This is a genomic window from Caulobacter sp. GW821-FHT11E11 (genome assembly GCF_058808315.1).
In genome coordinates this window covers 140,630-159,443 of sequence record NZ_JBXARO010000012.1, presented here as the reverse complement: position 1 = coordinate 159,443, position 18,814 = coordinate 140,630, and the positions used below count along the sequence as shown (strand labels likewise).

Here is an 18,814-nt window from a genome sequence, read left to right as displayed (position 1 = left end):
GCACGGCTCCCCTGCTTCACGCGGCAGGCCGCTGAAGGCATGGAAAGGGACGCGGAGCGCCGGGCCACGCCCGGAGGGGTGAGTAGTTTGGTACCGTTTCGACGAAGCCAGACGCTCCGCGCGATCGTTATCCGCCAGCCTCCCGTCGGGTGGCCCTGTTCAGGCCTTACCGGGACCCGGACCTCGCCGTTTCCAGCAAGTTCCGACGGTCGAAGAGGGCGGGCCACTCCAGGCCAGGACATACCCTTTTGCCTCCAACCACGCCGACGGCGGGCGGGTGAGCCCAGCAAGCTCATCCCCGGACCGTCCGAGTATCCCCCTCGGACCTTCACCGCTCGATCACACCCCGCCGCCGCAACGGTCGCTGGCCATGCGCCCTTTCCTCGCGACGAGGTGGGTAGACTGTACGGCAGGATTTTGAGGCGGGCATGGAGAGCGGTGAACGCTCGTGCCTCACATCATCCTCTCTCTTAGAGGAGGGGGGCATGCGGAGCATGGGAGGGTGAGTGGTTACGCCGCTCACCGAATAATCCCGAAAAGACAGTGAGATGTGCGAACCCCGGGCGGGGCTTTGCCCACCCATTCACCTTCCCATGCCTTTGGCGCGGGCCCCTCCCTCTCTCCATGAGAGAGGGGTCTCTATTTCCATCCCTTACCGGGCGTTTGCGGTCGACTTCACGCCTCAACTACCCGGCAAAACCGCCACGCCGGGCGTATCCGATATCATCGGCGGAACCTGAATGTCGGGGTCCCAGGCGCTGCCGTCCCAGTGGACGTACCAGAGCGTGCCGTCGTCCTTGTAGCCCTGGTGGAAGGCGCGGACATAGCCGTCGAAGCTGACCGGGGCGGGGCTTTCGGACATCCCGCACGGCAAGGTGAAGAAGGTGTCCCATTCCGTACCGTCATAGCGCATGGCGCTCATCTTGCCGTTCGCGCCAAAACTGTACTGTTGATAGAAGACGTAGAGGCGATCGCTGTGAACCGTGGCGCCGGGACTTCCGGAGATACCGGATGGGGTGAGCTGATCATCCGCGCTCCAACTCGTGCCGTCGTAGGTCGTGTACCACAGCTTGTAGTCGGAGTGGTTGATCCAGCGCCCGTTATAGCCGACGTGAAATAGCCAGATCTTGCCATCATAGACGGCGGCGCTGGGGCTGAACGACATGCCCAGCGGGATCTGGGTGTCCGCCGACCAGGTCGTGCCGTCATAGGTCATGTAGTACATCGCGCCGGAGTCGGCGCCGTCCTGGTGGAAGACCCAGATCTTGTCGTCATAGACGACAGCGGCGGGGTTCCAGGACAGGCCCGCGCCCAGCGACTCGTCAGCCGACCAGACGCCGTCCTCGCAGGTCGTGTGCAGCAGGACGCCCGTATTGTCGCCGGTGCCCTGGCGGAAGACGTGGATCACGCCGTTATAGGCCACGACGGCGGGGCCGCCGGTGATGCCGGCGTTCAGTGGCGTGTCGGCCGACCAGGTCGTTCCGTCCCAGGTGGCGCACCAGAGCGCGCCGTCGCCTCCATAGCCCTGGTGGAGTACGTAGAGGGTGTCGGTCATTGGGATGTCTCCAGGAACATCGCCCGGGCGCGTGCGGCGGCGGGGCGGCTTCTACGCGGCGCACTGGAACTCTGAACAACCCAGACAAGGCCCGAATTCAGGGCGCTGAGCAACTCACGCGTGTAGTTATTTCTAGCTACATCCTGGACGTTTTCTTTTCTGAAACAGGCGCCTAGCCCTGTGGTTTCAACCTCAGCGGTAGGCCGGCGGCGATGAGGTAAACCTCGTCGACCGCCTGGGCCAGGCGCTGGTGCAGGCGGCCGGCCTCATCCCGGAAGCGACGGCCAAGCGGGGTTTCGGGCACCAGGCCGAGGCCCACCTCGTTGCTGACCAGCCAGAGCCGGGCCGGGCAGGCGGCGACCGCCTCGACCAGCAGGCCCGCGGCCGCTTCGACGTCGTGTTCCGCCAGCATCAGGTTCGACAGCCACAGCGTCAGGCAGTCGACGACGGCCACGGCGTCGGCGGGGAGGGCGGTGATCGCCTCGGCCAGCGCCAGCGGCGCCTCGACCGTGGTCCACGATTCGCCCCGCTCGGCCTGGTGACGGGCGATGCGCTGCGCCATCTCATCGTCGAAGGCCTGGCCGGTGGCGATCAGCACCGGGCGCTCAGCCCCAGCGGCGCTTTCAGCGGCTTTCTGGGCGAAGGCGCTTTTGCCGGAACGGGCCCCGCCCAACACCAGGATCGACGTCATAAGAGCTCCACATTGACCGTGTGCGGCGCAGCATATAGGGCTGGCCGCGCGTCAGGCTCCTCGAAAGAGGATTAAAAGGGAACGAGGTTCAACACCTCGGCTGCCCCCGCAACTGTAAGCGGCGAGTTCTAGCGTCACATGCCACTGGGCCCTCACGGCCTGGGAAGGCGACGTCAAGAGCGATGACCCGTGAGCCAGGAGACCTGCCCGGCGCAGTCGTTCATCGCTCGGCCGGGGTGCGCCGAACGAACGGGATCTCCCGAGAAACGACAGTCACAGGACCGCGTGCCGGTCCGAGGCGTACGCGTGGCTTTTTCCAAGCTTGCGAGTGCGTCGCGGGTCAGCGCGCGGGTCGTTTCAGTAGGGGAAAACAAGAAAATGATCCGAGCTCTTCTTAGCTCCAGCGCTCTCGCCACCATTCTCATCGCCGGCTCCGCCATGGCCGAAGATCAGAAGGCGCCGGAAGCCGACGTGGCCGGCAAGGCCGGCGCCAATGGCGTCGCCGAACTGGTCGTCACCGCCACCCGCACCGCGACCCCGATCCAGAAGGTCGGCGTGTCGGTCACCGTCCTGACCCAGCCCGCCATCGAGGCCAGCCAGGCGATCTCGGTCACCGAACTCCTGGCCCAGCAGCCGGGCGTCAGCTTCACCCGCAACGGCGGGCCGGGCGCGACCACCAGCCTCAACATTCGCGGCGCCGAGACCCAGCACACCGTCGTGCTGATCGACGGCGTCAAGCTCAACGACCCGTCCTCGACCCAGGGCGGCTTCAACAGCGGCAACCTGCTGGTCGGCGACATCTCGCGCGTCGAAGTGCTGCGCGGCGCCCAGTCCACCCTGTGGGGCAGCCAGGCCATCGGCGGCGTGGTCAACATCGTCACCGCCGACCCGACCACGCCGTTCCAGACCTCGGTCGACGTCGAAGGCGGCGCGCGCCAGACCGGCTATCTGCGGGCCGGCATCGGCGGCGCCAGCGACAAGGTCGTTTGGCGTCTGGCCGGCGGCTACTACTCGACCGACGGCTTCTCGTCCTGGAAGGCCGGCAAGGAAACCGACGGCTACGTGAACAAGGGCCTGTCGGGCCGCCTGCGCTACCAGTTCAGCGACGCCGTCTCGGCCGAGGTCCGCTCGGTCTATTCGAAGGGCAAGAACGACTTCGACACCTTCAACGGCGACAGCGCCGAATACGGCCGCACCGAGGAGCTGGTCGTCTATACGGGCTTGAACTTCGCCCTGCTGGACGGTCGCTGGAACAACCGCCTGGGCTACGCCTACACCGACACCGACCGCGAGAACATCAACCCGGCTCGCCCGGCCGTGCCGCTGACGTTCGACGCCGCCGGCAAGAACAAGCGCTTCGAGTACCAGGGCGTGTTCGCCGTTTCGGATGCGGTCACCGCCACCTTCGGCGCCGAGAGCGAGCGGTCGCGCATGCGTACGCGCTCGCCGCAGGTCACGACGCCCAACCCGGCGTTCAAGACCGGCCGCGTCGGCGTCGACAGCGTCTATGGCCAGGTGCAGGCCGAGGTGGTCCAGGGCCTGACCCTGACCGCCGGCGTCCGCTACGAGGACCATGACACCTACGGGTCGCACACCCTGGGCCAGGTCGCGGCCGCCTGGGCGCTGAACGAGGGCAACACCATCGTCCGCGCCAGCTTCGGCCAGGGCTTCCGCGCCCCGGGCCTGTACGAGCTCTACAGCGAGTACGGCAATCTGAACCTGTCGCCGGAAGAGTTCGACAGCTGGGAAGCGGGCCTCGAGCAGCGTTTCTTCGGCGGCAAGGCGCGCGCCTCGGCGACGTGGTTCCAACGTGAGGCCGACAACGAGATCCGCTTCTTCTCGTGCGCCTCGGGCTCGACCGCGGCCGTCTGCAATCCGGGTGGCGTGTTCCGCTTCGGCTATTACGAAAACGTCCAGAAGACCAAGGCGCAAGGCGTCGAGCTGATCGGCGAGGTCAAGCCGGTCGCGGGCCTGACCATCACCGGCAACTACACTTATACCGACGCCGAGTCCGACTCCGGCGCCAGCAAGGGCAAGCAGCTGACCCGCCGGCCGAAGAACATGGCCAACCTGTCGGTCGGCTATCGCTGGCCGGTGGGCCTGACCACCACGGTGGCGGCGCGTTATGTGGGCAAGACCTTCAACAACGACCTCAACACCCAGGTGGTGAAGGGCTACACGCTGGTCGACCTGCGAGCGGCCTACACGATCAATGAGACCTACGAGGTCTTCGGTCGGGTCGAGAACGCCTTCGACAAGGACTACCAGACCATCCTGAACTACGGCACGCCCGGTCGCGGGGCGTTCGTCGGCCTGCGGGCGCGGTTCTAGGGCTGCCTGTGGCGTCGATCTCAGCCCTCGGCGCCTTCCGGCATGGCGGCCGTCTCCGCGAGGCGACGGCCGCCCACCCGCGTGCGCCCCAGCCCTGGCTGGACCTGTCGACCGGCATCAATCCGCAGCCATGGTCGGGGCCTCGCGCCTCGCTCGACGACTTGCGACGGCTGCCGGATCCGCAGGCGCTGGCCGAGCTGGAGGCGGTCGCGGCTCGCGCCTTCGGCGTGGTCGATCCCGGACGGGTGGCGGCTGTCTCCGGCGCCGAGGCGGCGCTGCGCCTGCTGCCGGGCCTGATCGGCGGCGGCGCGGTTGCGCTGCTGGCCCCGATCTATGGCGGCCATGCCGAGGCCTGGGCGGGCGCGAACCTGCTTGCGTCGCTGGACGACCCGCGCGCTCAAGCGACCGACGTGCTGGTGCTGGTCAATCTGAACAATCCCGACGGCCGCCGCATCAACCGCGAGGCCTTGGCCGTGCTGGCGGCGGAGCGGTCCGACGCAGGGCGCTGGACCATCGTCGACGAGTCCTTCGTCGAGGTCGCGCCGGAGCTCAGCGTCGCCGATCTGGAGATCGACCGGCTGATCACCCTGCGCTCGTTCGGCAAGTTCTATGGCCTGCCGGGCGTGCGACTGGGTTTCCTGATTGGAAACAAGATCTTCTCACGAGAATTTCGCGCGCTGCTCGGCGACTGGCCGGTGAGCGCCGATGCGTTGATCCTGGGGCAGGGCGCCTATGCCGACGCGCCTTGGCAGACGGCGACGCGGACCTGGCTAGCCACGCAGGCCGCCAAGGTCGACGCGTCCCTGGCCGAGGTCGGCCTGACGACGGTTGGCGGCTGCGACCTGTTCCGCTGGGCCGAGGTCCCCGACGCGCATGCGACCTTCACACGACTGTGCGAACACGGCGTGCTGGTCCGGCCGTTCGTCAACCAGCCGGACCGACTTCGGATCGGACTGCCATCCGACAATGAATTCAAACGTTTCCAGCAAGCGCTTAAGGCGGTGCGCGCATGAACCGGCGGGAGGTCGTGGTCGGCGCCCTGGCGATGACGGCGGGCGCGACGCCGCCGCCCAGGCGCATCGTCTCTCTGAACAGTTGCCTGGACACCATGCTGGTCCATTTGGCCGACCGCAGCCAGATCGCGGCGCTCAGTCACTATGCCCGCGAGGACCACAGTTCCACCGTCGCGGCTGAGGCCAAGACCCTGCCGTTCACCTGGGAGAGCGCCGAGGAAGTCATCTCGCTGCGACCCGACCTGGTCCTGGCCAGCCAGCACTCGGCCCTGGCGACCCGCAATGCGCTCAAGCGTCTCGACGTGCCCGTGCAGCGCTTCAAGGTGCCCAAGTCGATCGACGAGAGCCTGGGCCAGGTGCGCAAGCTGGCCCTTCTAATCGGCCACGCCGACCGGGGCGAGGCGCTGGTCGCTCGCATTCAGGCCTCGATCAAGGCCGCCACGCCCGCGCCCGGCGCGCGGCGGCTCAGCGCCTTGATCTACCAGCCCAACGGCTTCGCGGCCGGTCCCGGCACCCTGGTCGACGAGATGATGGAGCATGCCGGCTTCGACAATGTCGCCCGGCGCTTTGGTCTCAAGACCTGGGGCAATGTCCCGCTGGAGCGCCTGCTGGCTGATCCGCCGCAGGTGCTGCTGGTCGGTGAGCCCGCGCCCGGCGCGCGCAGCTGGGCCGACCGGATCATGACCCATCCGGCCCTGAAGGGCGTCGCCCACCGCATGCGGCAGGTGCGGGTCCCCGAGAAGCTTCTCTACTGCGGCGGTCCGGTGCTGATCGAGACCGCCGCCGCCATGGCCAAAGCCCGCGCCCAGGCGCTGAAGGAGGGCGCATGACCAAGCCCAGAAGTCCCTGGTTGATCTGCGGCGTCCTGGCGGCGCTGCTGGTCGTGCTGTTCGTCGCCAGCCTGTGCGCCGGACGCGTCTGGACGCCCTGGAGCGCCTGGATCTCGCATGGCGAGGACCCGCGCTGGGCCATCGTCTTCGGCCTGCGTCTGCCGCGCACCATCCTGGCGATCATCGTCGGCGGGGCCCTGGGCCTCTCCGGCGCGGCGCTGCAGGGCTACACCCGCAATCCGCTGGCAGATCCGGCCGCCCTGGGCGTGTCGACGGCGGCGGCGCTGGGCGCGGTGCTGACCCTCTATCTGGGCGCGGCCGGCGAGGCGACCTGGATCCTGCCGCTGGCCGCCATGGTCGGCGCCGGGATCGGCGTCGCCGTGCTGCTGAGCCTTGCGGGGATCTCGTCCAGCATCGTCACCTTCCTGCTGGCCGGCTTCGTCATCCAGACCGTCTGCGGGGCCGCGATCGCTCTCGCGTTGAACCTCGCGCCCAATCCCTGGGCGGTGAACGAGATCATCAATTGGACGATGGGCTCGCTGGCCGACCGTAGCGTCGAGGAGGTCAAGCTGGCCACGCCGGGCGTCGTACTAGGCGGGATCCTGCTTCTGACCCTGGGCCGCTCGCTGGACGCCCTGACCCTGGGCGAGCAGGGCGCCAAGTCGCTGGGCGTCGACCTGTCGCGTACGCGCCTCCTGATGGCCGTCGGCGTGGCCCTGGCGGTCGGCGCCAGCGTCGCGGTGACCGGCGTCATCAGCTTCGTGGGCCTGATCACCCCGCACCTGCTGCGGCCGCTGCTGGGCTCCAAGCCGAGCGCGGTGCTGTTCCCGTCGTTCCTGGGCGGCGCGGTCCTGACCCTGGGCGCCGACATCCTGGTGCGCATGACCCCGGCGGCCAGCGAGGTGAAGCTCAGCGTCGCCATGGCCGTGCTGGGCGGGCCGTTCTTCCTGGCCATGCTGATCTCGATGCGACGGAGGCTGGCATGAGCCTGCAGGCACAAGACATCACCGTCAGCTTCGGCGAGAGCCCGGTCCTGACCGGGATCACCGCCGACTTCGCCACGGGCGGCCTGATCGCCATCGTCGGCCCCAACGGCGCGGGCAAGTCGACCTTACTGGCCTGCCTGGCGGGCCTGTTGAAGCCCGACGCCGGCGCGGCCCTGCTGGACGGCGCGTCCATCAACGCCATGCCCGGTCGTCAGCGCGCCCGCCGCATCGCCTTCCTGGCCCAGACGCCCGAGATCGCCTGGGACGTCGACGTCCGCGCCTTCGTCGGGCTGGGCCGCACGCCGCACCTGGGCGCCTTCGGCCCCAGCGGCGAGGACCGCGCGGCGGTCGACGCCGCCATCGCCGCCGCCCACCTGGAGGTCTTCGCCGACCGCGCCGTCACCCGGATGTCGGGCGGCGAGCGGGCCCGCGCCCTGATCGCCCGCGCCCTGGCCGGCGAAACCGACTGGCTGCTGGCCGACGAGCCGCTGACGGGCCTGGACCCCGGCCACGCCCTGGACGCCCTGTCCCTGTTCCGCCGCCTGGCCAATGACCAGGGCAAGGGCGTGGTCGTCACCCTGCACGACCTGAACCTGGCCGCGCGCTTCGCCGACCGGGTGCTGGTGCTGGACGAGGGCAAGCTGGTCGCCGACGCCGCGCCCGATGTCGCCCTGACGCCGCAACTGCTGTCGGACGTCTATGGCGTCGTCGTCCGCCGCCATGTCGGCGAGGCTGGCCCGTTGATCGAAGTCCTGGGCCGTGTCGGCTAGCCCCTGGCTCGTCCTGGCGGCGGCCGCGGTGGAGGCCGTCATCGGCTATCCCGACGCCCTGCATCGGCGCTTCCCGCATCCCGTGGTCTGGATCGGCGCGCTGATCGGACACCTGGAGCGGATGCTGAACCAAGTGTCATTCGGCGAGTCGCTGCGGCGGGTGCTGGGCGTCGTGACCCTGCTGGCCATCGTCGCGGTCAGTGGCGGCGCGGGTTGGCTGATCACCCGGTTCGGCGGCCCGTGGGCCGTCATCGCGGTTGGCTGGCTGGGCCTGGCGCAGCGCAGCCTGTGGGACCACGTCCAGGCGGTGGCCAAGCCGCTGGCCGCCGGTGACCTGGACGCCGCCCGCGCCGCCGTCGGCATGATCGTCGGCCGCGACGTGGCGCGCCTGCGCGAAGGCGACATCGTCGCCGCCGCGATCGAGAGCCTGGCCGAGAGCTTCTGCGACGGCGTGGTCGCGCCGCTGTTCTGGTTCGTGGTCGCCGGCCTGCCGGGGCTGTTCGTCTACAAGGCCGTCAACACCGCCGACAGCATGATCGGCCATCGCGAGCCGCGCTGGCGGGCGTTCGGCTGGGCGTCGGCTCGCTGCGACGATCTGCTGAACCTGATCCCCGCGCGCCTGGCTGGCGTGCTCGTCGCTTTGGCCGGGCGCGGCGGCTGGCGGGTGATGCTGAGCGACGCCGACAAGCACGCCTCGCCCAACGCTGGCTGGCCCGAGGCGGCCATGGCCGGCGCCCTGGGTGTGCGGCTGGGCGGTCCGGCCTGGTATGACCGGGCGCTTTCGCAGCGTCCGGTGCTGGGCGAGGGCAGGGCGCCCGAGGCCGCCGATCTGGCCCGCGCGCTCAAGGTCTATCTGGTCGCCGGCGCGATCGTCTGGTTGATGCTGGCGGCAGGAGGATTCGCATGGCCGCGCTGATGATCCAGGGATGCGGGTCCGACGTCGGCAAGTCTGTGCTGGTCGCGGGTCTGTGCCGGCTGTTCACGAACCGAGGCCTGACCGTCCGGCCGTTCAAGCCGCAGAACATGTCCAACAACGCCGCCGTCACCGCCGACGGCGGCGAGATCGGCCGCGCCCAGGCGCTGCAGGCCATCGCCTGCCGCACGCCCCCGACCGTTGACATGAACCCGGTGCTGCTGAAGCCTCAGAGCGACGTCGGCGCCCAGCTCGTCGTGCGTGGCCAGATGGCCGGAACCTGGAAGGCGCGTGGCTACCAGGAGCGCAAGGCGGCTCTGCTGGGCACCGTGCTCGAGAGCTTCCGCACGCTGGAAGCGCAGAGCGACCTCGTCATCGTCGAGGGCGCGGGCAGTCCGGCCGAGATCAACCTGCGGGCCGGCGACATCGCCAATATGGGCTTTGCCCGCGCCGCCGACGTGCCGGTCGTGCTGGTCGGCGACATCGATCGTGGCCACGTGATCGCCGCCCTGGTCGGCGCCCACGTCGTGCTGGACGACGCCGACCGGGCGATGATCCGAGGCTTCCTAATCAACAAGTTTCGCGGCGATCCCAGCCTGTTCCAGGACGGCCGGGCCGAGATCGTCCGCCGCACGGGCTGGGCGGATCTGGGCATGGCGCCATGGTTGGCGGCCGCGCGACGCCTGCCAGCCGAGGACGCCGTGGTGCTGGACCGCGCCGTCGCCGCCGACGGCCGCAAGGTGCGGATCGTCGTCCCGATGCTCTCGCGGATCGCCAATTTCGACGAGTTTGACGCCCTGCGCGCCGAGCCGGAGGTCGAGTTCGCCTTCGTGCCGCCGGGAACGCCGCTGCCGGGTGACGCGGACTTGGTGATACTGCCTGGGACCAAGGCGACCTTGGCGGACTTGGCCTTCCTGCGCGCCCAGGGCTGGGACATCGACCTGGCCGCTCACGTCCGGCGCGGCGGTCGCGTGTTGGGCGTCTGCGGCGGCTACCAGATGCTGGGCCGGCGGGTCTCGGACCCGGACGGGATCGAGGGCGCGCCGGAAAGCGCCGAAGGGCTAGGGCTGCTCGACGTCGAGACCGTGATGAGCGGCGACAAGACCCTGCGGCCTGTCATCGGGCAGTTGGCGGACGGCGCGGGGTTCGAAGGCTACGAGATGCATGTCGGGCGCACGACCGGCTCGGTCTCGCCGATGTTGACCTTTGAGGACGGCGCGACCGACGGCGCCGTGTCGGCCAATGGCCGGGTGCGTGGCTGCTACGTCCACGGCCTGTTCGACCGGGCCGAGGCGCGGGCGGCGTTGCTCGCCGAGTTGGGTGCGGTGTCCGGCGGGCTGGACCAGGCCGTCCGCGTCGACCAGGCCCTCGACGAGATCGCGGCCATGCTGGAGCAGGCCTTCGACATTCCCGCCCTCGCGGCCCTGGCCGGCCTGGAGTTCCGAGTATGACGCTTCCCGCTGTAACCGCTGTCGACCACGCCCGCGCCGCCGCCCTGCGCGCGACGATCGACGGCAAGGCCAAGCCGGTGGGCGCGCTGGGTCGCGTCGAGGAGCTGGCCGTCCAGTTGGGCTTGATCGCGGAGACGCCGCCGGACTTCGACAAGGCGTTGCTGCTGGTCTTCGCCGGCGACCACGGCCTGACCGCCGAGGGCGTGTCGGCCTATCCGTCAGCTGTCACCCAGGCCATGGTCGCGACCTTCCTGGCTGGCAAGGCCAGCGCCAATGCCTTCGCCACGGCGATCGGCGCGCAGCTGCGGGTGGTCGACGCCGGGGTGGACGCGGACCTGCCGGCGCATCCGAACCTGCTGGCGGAGAAGGTCCGCCGCGGAACTCGCAACGCCGCCGTCGAACCCGCCTTGACCGAGGATGAGGTCGTCACCGCCCTGGAGCGTGGCGCGCGGATCGCCCGCGACGCCGCAGTCGAGGGCTTTCAGGTGCTGGCGCTGGGCGAGATGGGCATCGGCAACACGGCCTCGGCGGCGCTGATCATGCATCGCCTGGCCCCAGCGGCGCTGACCGAGTGTGTCGGGCGCGGCGCGGGTCACGACGACGAGGGTCTGGCGCGCAAGCTGGCGGTGCTGGAGCGGGCGGCAGCGCGTTCGAACGTGACCGAGCCGCTTGAGGTGCTGGCCCAGTTCGGTGGGCTGGAGATCGCCATGATAGCCGGGGCGATCCTCGGCGCCGCCGCGTCGCGGATCCCGGTGCTGGTCGACGGCTTCATCGGCTCGGCGGCGGCGCTGGCGGCGATCCACCTGGTTCCGGCGGCCCAGGACTACTGCGTCTTCTGCCACCGCTCGGCCGAGCAGGGCCATCGCCGCATGCTGGAGGCGCTGGACGTCGAACCGCTGCTGGACCTGGGCCTGCGCCTGGGCGAGGGGACTGGCGCTCTGCTGGCCCTGCCGATCGTGCGGGCGGCCTCGCGGCTGCTCAGCGATGTCGCCAGCCTGGACGACGTGCTGAACGGGCGGCTCTGAGATGGACTGGGCGCGGCATCAGGTCCGGCTGCTGGTCTGCGCGATCCAGTTCCTGACGCGCGTCCCCGTGCCGAGTCTCAAGACGTTCGAGCCCGAATGGATCACCCGCTCGGCGCGCTATTTGCCGCTGGTCGGGCAGGGCGTCGGGGCGGTCAGCGCCCTGGTGCTGCTGGCCGGCGAGCGGGTCTGGGGCGGCGGCGTGGGCGCGGTGCTGGCCATCGCGGTCGGACTGCTGATCACCGGCGCCTTCCACGAGGACGGGCTGGCCGACACCGTCGACGGCCTGGGCGGCGGCCAGACGGCGGCGCGCCGCCTGGAGATCATGAAGGATAGCCGCGTCGGGACCTATGGCGTCTGCGCCCTGGTTCTGGTGTTGGGCCTGAAGGTCGCGGTGCTGGCCTCGACGCCGATGGCCGCGCTGATGCTATTGGCCGCCCATGGCGTGGGCCGGGCGGCTGCCGTTGTGGTGATGCGGGTCACGCCCTACGCGCCCAGCGGCGAGGCGGGCAAGTGGAAGCCCGTGCCGCAAGGCGTGCGGACGGGTGAGGTGCTGGTCGCGCTGCTGCTGGCTGCCTGGCCGCTGGCATTCCTGCCGATGGGCGCGGCGCTGCTCGGCCTGGTGGGCGGAGCTTTGCTGGCGATCGCCATGGCGCTGCTGGCTCGCCGGCTGATCGGCGGCCACACCGGCGATGTGCTGGGCGCGGTCGAGCAGCTGTTCGAGGTCGGTTTCCTGCTGGGCGTGGCGGCGCTGCTGTGAGGCTGCTGATCGGTCCGATCACGGCGGTTCAGCGGCTGGTCGGCGAGGCCGATCACGTGCTGTCGCTGGTTTCGCCGGACGCCGAAGCGCCGGTCGTGGTGCGGCCTCGAACCCTGTTGCGATTCAACGACATCGCGGAAGAACGTGAGGGGCTTGTCGCGCCATCTGCGGCGATGGTCGAGACGATCCTGGGTCTAAGTGGAACCCCGACGCTGCTGATCCACTGCTTTGCGGGCGTCAGCCGGTCGACGGCGGCGGCCTACATCCTGGCGTGCGCGAATGGTGGCGACGAGCACGCCCTGGCGGCTCAGTTGCGGGCGCTGTGTCCGGAAGCGACACCGAACGCCCTGATGGTCGCCTTGGCCGACACGATCCTGGAGCGCGACGGCGCGATGATCCGGGCGATCGAAGGCATCGGACGCGGCGCCGACGCCTTCGAGGGGACCGTGATCGACTGGCGGCTGGCCTAGTTCTTCTCGAGACCCGGCAGTTCGATCCGCACCAGTCGCCAGCCGAAGATGCCGTGGCGCTGCAAAACTAGGCCGAACGGTTCGTCGCCAGCGTTCTTGCGGTCGCGGTAGGTGGCCCGGAAGTGGTTCAGGTCCTTGGCGTAGCCGTATTTGACCTCAGTCTCGGACCTGGCCTTCGGCTTGGCCGGCTCGATGACCGGCGCGCCGCCAGGGGCGGTCGCGATGTTCTTCGGCGGCTCGTTGGTGGCCACCATGTTGGCGATGGCGTCGGGGGTGGCGTAGGCGTCGACGGCCTTGTCGACCACGCCGCTCAGCAGCAGCTGGCCGAAGGCGGCGAACGGATTGTCGCGCAGCTCGGGGTCTTCCTCGAACTTGCGGGTCATGGTCGCCTTGAGTTGGGTCTTCAAACTCTCGCGGACGGCGGGGAAGTCGACTTTCTGCTGTAGCTTGACGCGGTCGCCGGCCTTGGCCGCCGCGGTGAGGCTGTGCAAGGCCAGGATCGGCGAGGCGAAATACAACGCGATCACCAGCACAGCGGCCACGCCGCCGGCGCCGATCAGAATACGGTTCGTACGAGTCATCGAGTTCTCCCGCCGGCGATTGGTTCAGACGGGAGAACTCGGGTCAACCTGACGTAGGTCAGCGGGCGAGCGGCTGAGAGGCGCGCAGGATCTCGGTCCAGACCGGCGGACGTTTGCCGGTCTTCTTCACCAGGTCGTCGCGCAGGGCCAGGAACTTGGTATCGGCCAGGCTGGCAAGGCTGTAGGTCGAGACGCCGTTGCCCACGTCCCACGGGTGCGGGGCGTATTCCTTCTGGCCGGCGCCGGCGCGGTCGCGGTCGAACTGGATCTTGGAATTGGCGAATTCGATATGGACCTTCTCGCCGGTGGCGAAGGCGGTCAGCCAATCCAGCGAGTGGGGCAGGCTGGCGCCGGCAGGGCTCTTCCAGCTGTACCAGTCCTGACCATGCGCCTTGGCCGACAGCACGGCCATCAGCAGCGGATCGAGGTTGTAGGTGACGTAGTGCAGGGCGTCGCGCTCATGGAAGTCGAACGTCGAGCCGTCGGCGTTGAGGTTGACGCTGACCTGCTTCTGATAGGCCTTGCGGGCGCGGTCGATGACCTTGGCGTCGCCGGTCTGGAAGGCGGCCATGGTCGCCAGCTTGATGCGATGGCTCTGCCAGTTGGTCTCGGCGTTCTTGGGGCCGGCATCCATGGCGTCGAGGTAGCCGACGGCCATCTTGCGCCAGAAGACGTCGACCTTGGCGCGGATCGAAGCGGGCAGGTCGGCCTCGGTGAGGTCGGTGGCCATCAGCAGGGTGTCGAAGCCCGTCTCGTCGATCGGGTTGAACGAGATCTGATAGATGTCGGCCCAGTTCTCCAGATAGCGGGCGGCAGCGTCCAGGAACCTGCGGTCGCCGGTCAGGCGGTAGGCGATGGCGAAGTTCAGCACGATCGGCTGGTCCTCGCGGGCCTTGATGCTGATCTCGCGGATGCCCTTGCCGGGCAGGGTGCCTTCGGTATGGGCGTGGGGAATGGCGCCGGGGGGACGGTCGAGGTTGGCGGTGGCGCGCGCGATGACCTGTTCGGTCAGGGCGGGGGCTACCGCGCCCTTGCCGAACTTCGGCCCCAGCAGGGCGTAGTCGGCGGCGTGGGCCGCGGGCGCGACCAGGATCAGGGCGCAGGCGGCGAACCAGGCGGTCTTCAAGGCGATCTCCCCATAAACTTCGCCCGCTTACGGCGCGGACGTTGAGGTCGAGATATCTGACCAATATGTAATCTTGTCAATTATTGGTCATGCCAATATGACGAACTGGTCCGACCGGAGATCGGCGACATGGCTGAATCGCTTGTCTTGCGCCGTTTTCCTGATCATCTTCCGGCCCTTCCGTGGGAGTGCGTTTTGACGAGCAAGAGACCGACCATCGACGACGTCGCCCGTCTGTCGGGCGTGGCGCGCGTGACGGTGTCTCGGGTGCTCAACGGCGGTCCCAATGTCCGCGACGAGGTTCGCGCCCGCGTCATGCAGGCTGTCGAGCAGCTGGACTACAAGGTCAATCCGCAGGCGCGCAGCCTGGCCGGCGGGGCCAGCCGGCTGCTGGCCTTCGTCTTCGCCTCGGACCCCGAGAACGATCCCAACTCGTACTACGAGTCCGCGCTGGAGCTGGGCGCGCTGCGGGCCTGCTTGGCCCTGGGCTACCAGGTGCTGGTCCAGAACGTCCCCGACCAGACGCCCGACTACCGCAAGCGGGTGCTGGACCTGATCATCACCCAGCGCTGCGAGGGGCTGATCCTGTCGCCGCCCTACAGCGATGACGTCGCCCTGATCGAGATGGTGCTGGCGCAGGGCTGCAAGGTCGTCACCGTCTCGCCGGGCGGGCCGGGCAAGGGCAAGGCCGACGGTGTGGGCGTCGACGACGAGGCGGGCGGCTACGACGTGACCTGCGAACTGCTGCGCCTGGGCCACCGCCGATTCGGCTTCATCGCCGGCCTCGAAGGCCACTTGTCGGCCGATCGCCGCCTGAAGGGCTTCCGCAGGGCCCTGGAAGAGCGTGGGCTGGGGGAGGGCGACTGCGTCGTGCTGCGCGGCGACTTCACCTTCCGCTCGGGCACCCACCTGGCGCCGCAGCTGCTGGACCACCCTCTGAAGCCCACGGCGCTGGTCTGCGCCAATGACGACATGGCCGCCGGCGTGCTGTCGGCCGCCCATGCGCGGGGCCTGAACATCCCGGCCGACCTGTCGATCACGGGGTTCGACGACGCCCCCGTCGCGGCCATCGTCTGGCCGCCGCTAACCACCGTGCACCAGCCCGTCAAGGTGCTAGGACAGCGCGCCGTGGAACTGCTGGTTTCACGCCTGACCGGGGTCAATTCCACCCCGGAACCGATCTTCCTGCAGCTGGAACACGCGGTCGTGTCCCGCCAGACGACCGGTCTGGTCTAAGCTCTCCCAAGCCGGTTTGTTTCCGCCTTGACAACGTTGTCGGGTTGCCGGCAATTGGAAGCGCTTCCATGGAAGCGCTTCCACGGTTAAGGTTCAGCCGTACAACAAAAACGATAGCTCGCCCGCGCAGGGGCGGGTTCAGAGGGGAGAGCTTATGCGAAACCGCACTCAGAGCGGCGCGCGTCCGTCCGTCCAGAAATTCCCATTCCATGCCTTCTTTGGCACCGCCTCGGCCGCCGCGATCACGCTGGCGCTTGGTGGTTCGGCCTGGGCCCAGTCGGCTCCGGCGGCGCAGGACGCAGACACCGTCGACGCCATCGTCGTGACCGGCATCCGCGCCGGCATTCAGAATTCGATCAACATCAAGAAGAACGAGACCTCGATCGTCGAAGCCGTCTCGGCCGAAGACATCGGCAAGCTGCCCGACGTGTCGATCGCCGAGTCGATCGCCCGCCTGCCGGGCCTGGCCGCACAACGCGTCAACGGCCGCGCCCAGGTCATCTCGATCCGCGGCCTGGCGCCCGACTTCACCACCACGCTGCTGAACGGCCGCCAGCAGGCCAGCTCGGGCGACAACCGCGCCGTCGAGTTCGACCAGTATCCGTCGGAACTGCTGTCCAGCGTCGTGATCTACAAGACGCCGGACGCCCAGGTCTCGGGCATGGGCCTGTCGGGCACCGCCGACCTCCGCACCGTGCGCCCGCTGGCGTATGGCAAGCGCGCCGTGGCCGTGAACCTTCGCGGCGAGAAGACGTCCGGCAAGAAGCTGAACGACGACTCGCACAATGTTGGCGGCCGTTTCAGCGCCAGCTACATCAACCAGTTCGCCGATGACACGATCGGCGTGGCGCTGGGTTACGCCCATCTGGATTCGCCGTCGCAGGTGAAGCGCTACAAGGCCTATGGCTACGAGTCCTTCCCGCCGGAATCCACCACGCCCGACAGCGCCGACGGCGCCCTGATGCTGAACGGCCAGGAGATCATGGCCGTCTCGCGCAACAACAAGCGCGACGCGGTCATCGGCATCTTCGAGTACCAGCCCAACGACCGGATCCATTCGACGCTGGACCTGTACTACTCGACCTTCAAGCAGAAGGAGACGACGCGCGGCGCCCAGTGGTTCTCGAACCCGTACGCCGATGGCGTGACCTATTCGAACGTCACGACCGCCGACGTCGGCGGTTCGAAGTTCGCCACGGGCGGCACGCTGAGCCATGGCGTGCCGATCGTGCGCAACGACTTCAACACGCGTCAGGACCAGCTGTTCTCGGCTGGTTTCAACAACGAATTCCAGCTCAACGAAAAGACCAAGCTGGTCGCTGATCTGTCCTATTCGTCGAACAAGCGCAAAGAACAGATCATGGAGACGTACGCGGGCTACGGCCTCGGCGTCGGCGGCGTCACCGGGTCAACCCCGGATATCGGCCGCACCTATGACACCATCGGCTTCAAGGTCTCCGACAACGGCTTCTCGCAATATGACGAGGGCCTGAACTATGCCGACGCCAGCAAGGTCACCCTGGGCGACCGCGCCCCGTGGGGCGGCTGGGGTCACGACGGCGCCATCCGCTTCCCGCACGTCAAGGAAGTCGTCAAGGCCGTCGACATCCACCTCGAGCACGAGATGGACGGCTTCATCACTCAGCTGTCGGCCGGCGTGAACTACACCAAGCGCGACAAGGGCAAGACCGTCTCGGACAACGACCTGTTCTTGAAGAACGGTCGCCAGCAGGTCTATGTCGACGCCGCCGACCTGGTCGATCCGACCAATCTGGGCTTTGCGGGCTTTGGCGACGTGCTGAGCGTCAAGATCGGCGATGTCTGGCGAAAATACTACAACTGGGCGCCGATCCTGGACGCCAACTATTACGACAAGAACTGGGACATCAGCGAAGAGGTCACGACCTTCTTCGGCCGCGCCAACTTCTCGGTCGGCGCCCTGCGCGGCAACCTGGGCGTCCAGGTGGTCAAGCAGGAGCAGTCGTCCAGCGGCGTGGTCATCAACGGCCTGGCCTCGGGTCAGCCGATCGTCCCGACCAAGATCAACGCCAAGGACAGCTACACCGACGTTCTGCCCAGCCTGAACCTGATCTATGACCTGGGCGGCGGCCACCGTATCCGTGGCGCCCTGTCCAAGACCATGGCCCGTCCGCGCATGGACGAGATGCGCGCCAACGTCACGCCGGGCTTCAACTCGCTGGTCTGCTCCAGCCAGCCTTGCGGTCCGGGCACGACGGTCAATCCGTGGTCGGCCTCGGGCGGCAACCCGCACCTGCGTCCGTGGGAAGCCAAGGCCGCCGACCTGGCCTACGAGTGGTACATCAGCCCCGCGACCTACCTTTCGGTGGCCGGCTTCTACAAGAAGCTCGACACCTACATCTATTCGCAGACCGGCACGTTCGACTTCACCGGCATCCCGATCCCGGTCGGCGCCAGCATCCCGGCAGGCACCAACGTCAACCCGATCGGCCAGATCACGCTGCCCGCCAACGGCAATGGCGGCAATCTGAAGGGTCTGGAGTTCAGCGGCGCACTGGACTTTGGTGAAGTGGCCAGCCTGCTGAAGGGCCTGGGCGTGCAGGGCAGCCTGTCGCTGACCAAGTCGAACCTGAACCCGACGACCGCCGCCGATCCGGTGCGGATCCCGGGCCTGTCGAAGCGCGTGTACAACATCACGGGCTACTACGAGCGTGGCGGCTTCCAGGCGCGGATCAGCCAGCGCTACCGCTCGGCCTTCAAGGGCGAAGTGGTGCAGCTGTTCGCGACGCGCGGCTACACCGAGATCCTGGCCGACAAGCAGGTGGACGCCCAGATCGGCTACACCTTCGAGGAGGGGCCGCTGCAGAACCTGGGCTTCCTGCTGCAGGTCAACAACCTGACGGACTCGCCGTACCGCACGCGCCTGGGCCTGGACGGTGGCGGCACCAAGACCAGCGACGGCGCCTCGTTGCCGGAAACCTACGAAAAGTACGGCCGTCAGATCCTGTTCGGCGTGAACTATCGGTTCTAAGCAAAGCGCTGGGCCCGCCGCTCTCCCCAGCGGTCGGGCTCGCCAGGCAAGAACCATCGGAGGCGGGGT

The 18,814-nt window shown here is 68.4% G+C and carries 17 protein-coding genes and 1 riboswitch; of the genes, 12 read left to right on the top strand and 5 right to left on the bottom strand.

Annotated features, from left to right (window positions below):
- Positions 1-159: 159 nt before the first annotated feature.
- The 3 genes from AC1RR5_RS25380 to cobU form a co-directional block, all read right to left on the bottom strand.
- Positions 160-315, bottom strand: a complete 156-nt coding sequence (locus AC1RR5_RS25380) for a hypothetical protein (RefSeq protein ID WP_492926334.1) — start codon at positions 313-315, stop codon at positions 160-162.
- A 367-nt stretch (positions 316-682) separates the two neighbouring features.
- Positions 683-1,555: a DUF8189 domain-containing protein gene (locus AC1RR5_RS25375; protein WP_492926300.1), complete on the bottom strand. Its 873-nt coding sequence runs from the start codon at positions 1,553-1,555 to the stop codon at positions 683-685.
- A gap of 172 nt (positions 1,556-1,727) precedes the next feature.
- A complete protein-coding gene (cobU, locus tag AC1RR5_RS25370) occupies positions 1,728-2,246 on the bottom strand; it encodes a bifunctional adenosylcobinamide kinase/adenosylcobinamide-phosphate guanylyltransferase (protein WP_492926298.1) in 519 nt (172 codons plus the stop codon).
- Between the two features lie 36 nt (positions 2,247-2,282).
- A riboswitch (cobalamin riboswitch) is annotated at positions 2,283-2,471 on the top strand.
- A 153-nt stretch (positions 2,472-2,624) separates the two neighbouring features.
- Here cobU and AC1RR5_RS25365 point away from each other — a divergent pair.
- From AC1RR5_RS25365 to AC1RR5_RS25320, 10 genes are read left to right on the top strand one after another with little or no spacing between them, the layout of a single operon-like run.
- Positions 2,625-4,577, top strand: a complete 1,953-nt coding sequence (locus tag AC1RR5_RS25365) for a TonB-dependent receptor plug domain-containing protein (protein WP_492926296.1) — start codon at positions 2,625-2,627, stop codon at positions 4,575-4,577.
- 8 nt (positions 4,578-4,585) lie between these two features.
- Positions 4,586-5,590 (top strand): threonine-phosphate decarboxylase, encoded by a 1,005-nt coding sequence (locus tag AC1RR5_RS25360; protein WP_492926294.1) that lies wholly within the window; start codon positions 4,586-4,588, stop codon positions 5,588-5,590.
- Complete coding sequence (locus AC1RR5_RS25355) at positions 5,587-6,420, top strand: ABC transporter substrate-binding protein (RefSeq protein ID WP_492926292.1); 834 nt, start codon at positions 5,587-5,589, stop codon at positions 6,418-6,420. Before AC1RR5_RS25360 ends, AC1RR5_RS25355 begins: the two co-directional genes overlap by 4 nt.
- Positions 6,417-7,406, top strand: a complete 990-nt coding sequence (locus AC1RR5_RS25350) for a FecCD family ABC transporter permease (RefSeq protein WP_492926290.1) — start codon at positions 6,417-6,419, stop codon at positions 7,404-7,406. The genes AC1RR5_RS25355 and AC1RR5_RS25350 overlap by 4 nt, the downstream gene beginning before the upstream one ends.
- A complete protein-coding gene (locus AC1RR5_RS25345; protein ID WP_492926288.1) occupies positions 7,403-8,176 on the top strand; it encodes an ABC transporter ATP-binding protein in 774 nt (257 codons plus the stop codon). Before AC1RR5_RS25350 ends, AC1RR5_RS25345 begins: the two co-directional genes overlap by 4 nt.
- Entirely contained in the window at positions 8,166-9,092 is a 927-nt protein-coding gene (gene cbiB / locus AC1RR5_RS25340; RefSeq protein ID WP_492926286.1) for an adenosylcobinamide-phosphate synthase CbiB, read from the top strand. The genes AC1RR5_RS25345 and cbiB overlap by 11 nt, the downstream gene beginning before the upstream one ends.
- Positions 9,080-10,540, top strand: a complete 1,461-nt coding sequence (locus AC1RR5_RS25335) for a cobyric acid synthase (protein WP_492926284.1) — start codon at positions 9,080-9,082, stop codon at positions 10,538-10,540. The genes cbiB and AC1RR5_RS25335 overlap by 13 nt, the downstream gene beginning before the upstream one ends.
- Entirely contained in the window at positions 10,537-11,565 is a 1,029-nt protein-coding gene (gene cobT / locus AC1RR5_RS25330) for a nicotinate-nucleotide--dimethylbenzimidazole phosphoribosyltransferase (protein ID WP_492926282.1), read from the top strand. The genes AC1RR5_RS25335 and cobT overlap by 4 nt, the downstream gene beginning before the upstream one ends.
- A 1-nt stretch (position 11,566) precedes the next feature.
- Entirely contained in the window at positions 11,567-12,322 is a 756-nt protein-coding gene (gene cobS / locus AC1RR5_RS25325) for an adenosylcobinamide-GDP ribazoletransferase (RefSeq protein WP_492926280.1), read from the top strand.
- On the top strand, positions 12,319-12,792 hold the full coding sequence (locus AC1RR5_RS25320) for a tyrosine phosphatase family protein (RefSeq protein WP_492926278.1): 474 nt from the start codon (positions 12,319-12,321) through the stop codon (positions 12,790-12,792). The genes cobS and AC1RR5_RS25320 overlap by 4 nt, the downstream gene beginning before the upstream one ends.
- On the opposite strand, the gene AC1RR5_RS25315 is transcribed toward AC1RR5_RS25320, so the two are convergent.
- Both AC1RR5_RS25315 and AC1RR5_RS25310 read right to left on the bottom strand, forming a co-directional pair.
- Positions 12,789-13,373, bottom strand: a complete 585-nt coding sequence (locus AC1RR5_RS25315; RefSeq protein WP_492926276.1) for a DUF2939 domain-containing protein — start codon at positions 13,371-13,373, stop codon at positions 12,789-12,791. The two genes, AC1RR5_RS25320 and AC1RR5_RS25315, sit on opposite strands and share 4 nt — an antisense overlap.
- Before the next feature lie 58 nt (positions 13,374-13,431).
- The gene (locus AC1RR5_RS25310; protein WP_492926274.1) at positions 13,432-14,499 is read right to left on the bottom strand and encodes an alginate lyase family protein; all 1,068 of its coding nucleotides are present in this window, start codon (positions 14,497-14,499) and stop codon (positions 13,432-13,434) included.
- Positions 14,500-14,694: 195 nt separating this feature from the next.
- On the opposite strand from AC1RR5_RS25310, the gene AC1RR5_RS25305 reads away from it, so the two are divergent.
- Together AC1RR5_RS25305 and AC1RR5_RS25300 are read left to right on the top strand one after the other, a co-directional pair.
- Positions 14,695-15,735: a LacI family DNA-binding transcriptional regulator gene (locus tag AC1RR5_RS25305; protein WP_492926272.1), complete on the top strand. Its 1,041-nt coding sequence runs from the start codon at positions 14,695-14,697 to the stop codon at positions 15,733-15,735.
- 154 nt (positions 15,736-15,889) lie between these two features.
- Positions 15,890-18,745, top strand: coding sequence for a TonB-dependent receptor (locus tag AC1RR5_RS25300; RefSeq protein WP_492926270.1), 2,856 nt, complete (start codon positions 15,890-15,892; stop codon positions 18,743-18,745).
- Positions 18,746-18,814: the final 69 nt, after the last annotated feature.

Bases quoted from the DNA above. Each gene is read 5' to 3' on its own strand.
- cobS (WP_492926280.1), top strand. From the start codon at position 11,567: ATGGACTGGGCGCGGCATCAGGTCCGGCTGCTGGTCTGCGCGATCCAG.
- AC1RR5_RS25350 (WP_492926290.1), top strand. From the start codon at position 6,417: ATGACCAAGCCCAGAAGTCCCTGGTTGATCTGCGGCGTCCTGGCGGCG.
- AC1RR5_RS25365 (WP_492926296.1), top strand. From the start codon at position 2,625: ATGATCCGAGCTCTTCTTAGCTCCAGCGCTCTCGCCACCATTCTCATC.
- AC1RR5_RS25315 (WP_492926276.1), bottom strand. From the start codon at position 13,373: ATGACTCGTACGAACCGTATTCTGATCGGCGCCGGCGGCGTGGCCGCT.
- AC1RR5_RS25355 (WP_492926292.1), top strand. From the start codon at position 5,587: ATGAACCGGCGGGAGGTCGTGGTCGGCGCCCTGGCGATGACGGCGGGC.
- AC1RR5_RS25335 (WP_492926284.1), top strand. From the start codon at position 9,080: ATGGCCGCGCTGATGATCCAGGGATGCGGGTCCGACGTCGGCAAGTCT.
- cobU (WP_492926298.1), bottom strand. From the start codon at position 2,246: ATGACGTCGATCCTGGTGTTGGGCGGGGCCCGTTCCGGCAAAAGCGCC.
- cobT (WP_492926282.1), top strand. From the start codon at position 10,537: ATGACGCTTCCCGCTGTAACCGCTGTCGACCACGCCCGCGCCGCCGCC.
- AC1RR5_RS25375 (WP_492926300.1), bottom strand. From the start codon at position 1,555: ATGACCGACACCCTCTACGTACTCCACCAGGGCTATGGAGGCGACGGC.
- AC1RR5_RS25300 (WP_492926270.1), top strand. From the start codon at position 15,890: ATGCGAAACCGCACTCAGAGCGGCGCGCGTCCGTCCGTCCAGAAATTC.
- AC1RR5_RS25345 (WP_492926288.1), top strand. From the start codon at position 7,403: ATGAGCCTGCAGGCACAAGACATCACCGTCAGCTTCGGCGAGAGCCCG.